Here is a 1,673-nt window from a genome sequence, read left to right as displayed (position 1 = left end):
CCGCGCCTTTCGGCGCGGACCGCCGCCGTCGTCACGGGGGAGAACCCGCGGGCGGGACCCATGGCACGGTCCGGACGGCATCTGCCCCTTGTTTCGGAAGGCGCACGGCCTTCGTCGGGGCGGAGCGCCCCCGTCAGCCCTTCTTGGGCGGGCGGCGTCCCTTCCCTGCGGCGCGGGCGTCGTCGTTCAATTTCTGAAGCGCCGCGAGCTTCTCGCGGATCCGGGCTTCGAGACCGCGCTCCGTCGGCGCGTACCAGCGCATGTCTTCGAGCCCCTCGGGGAGGTAGTCCTCGCCCGCCGCAAAGGCGCCGGGTTCGTCGTGCGCGTAGCGGTAGCCCGCGTGGTAGCCGAGCTCCTTCATGAGCGCCGTGGGTGCGTTGCGAAGATGCATCGGCACGGGGCGGGTGCCGTCCTTCTTCACGAATGCGCGCAGCGCATTGTAGGCGTTGTAGACGGCGTTGCTCTTCGGGGCTGCGGCGAGGTAGACGACGGCCTGGGCGAGCGCCAGTTCCCCTTCGGGGCTCCCCAGACGCTCATAGACCTGGGCGGCTTCAAGCGCGATCGTGGTCGCGCGGGGGTCGGCGAGCGAAATGTCCTCGACCGCCATGCGGACGACGCGCCTCGCGATGTAGCGGGGATCGCACCCGCCGTCCAGCATCCGCACCATCCAATAGAGCGCACCGTCCGGGTCCGACCCGCGTACCGACTTGTGCATGGCGCTGATCTGGTCGTAGAACTGATCGCCCCCCTTGTCGAAGCGGCGAAGCGTCGCGGGGACGGTCTTCCGGAGAAACGCCGCATCCACCTTGTCCGCACGGCGCTCCGTCGCCATCGTGGAGGCGACGTCGAGCGCGTTCAGAAGCCGACGGGCGTCGCCGTCGGCCAAGCCCACGAGGAGCTCCAACGCATCCTCCGTCCAGGGCATGGCGGGGAATTCGCGCTTCAAGGTCCGCTCCGCCAATTCCTTCGCCTCGTCGGCTTCGAGGCTCTTCAACTGGTAGACGGTCGCACGGGAGAGGAGCGCCCCCACCACTTCGAAGGAGGGGTTCTCAGTGGTCGCCCCCACGAAGATGAAGAGACCGCTCTCCACGTGCGGCAGGAACGCGTCCTGCTGGCTCTTGCTGAAGCGGTGCACCTCGTCGACGAAGAGCACCGTGGGGCGTCCCGTCGCGGCCATGTGGGCCTTGGCGGCGTCGACCGCGTCGCGGATGTCCTTGACGCCCCCCAACACCGCGCTGATCGCGATGAAGGGCAGACCGAAGGCGGTCGCCATCAGGCGGGCGATCGTCGTCTTCCCGACGCCGGGCGGGCCCCAGAGAATCATCGAGTGCGGACGCGCGTGCTCGAAGGCGACGCGAAGCGGCGCGCCTTCGCCCAGAAGGTGCTTCTGACCGATCACCTCGTCGAGCGTCTTCGGGCGCATGCGTTCGGCCAGGGGGGCGGCCAACGCGGGGCCCTCGGCCTGGGAGGGCTTCGCGCTCTTCGTACGCTTCACGCCGGGGAGCGGCGCCGAGAGGGCGCCGCCGAAAAGATCGTCTGTGCTCATGCCTCGTTTCAGCATTGGGGGATTAGAGTTTCAGCGGGGAAGCATACACGAAACCCAAAACAAAACCCCCGGCCTCGTCAGAGGTCGGGGGTTTCGGAATGGCGAGCCCGGCGATGTCCTACTTTCA

At 68.3% G+C, this 1,673-nt stretch carries 1 protein-coding gene; it reads right to left on the bottom strand.

The features are described from left to right. Positions 1-133 precede the first annotated feature (133 nt). Positions 134-1,423 carry a replication-associated recombination protein A gene (locus tag HMPREF9440_RS07305; protein WP_245523587.1) on the bottom strand — a complete coding sequence of 430 codons (1,290 nt, stop codon included), beginning with the start codon at positions 1,421-1,423 and terminating at the stop codon, positions 134-136. Positions 1,424-1,673: the final 250 nt, after the last annotated feature.

The sequence above is a fragment of the Sutterella parvirubra YIT 11816 genome (genome assembly GCF_000250875.1).
GTDB classification, from domain to species: domain Bacteria; phylum Pseudomonadota; class Gammaproteobacteria; order Burkholderiales; family Burkholderiaceae_F; genus Sutterella; species Sutterella parvirubra.
The sequence above is the reverse complement of the archived record's forward strand: the minus strand, read 5'-3'. Positions and strand labels throughout refer to the sequence as shown.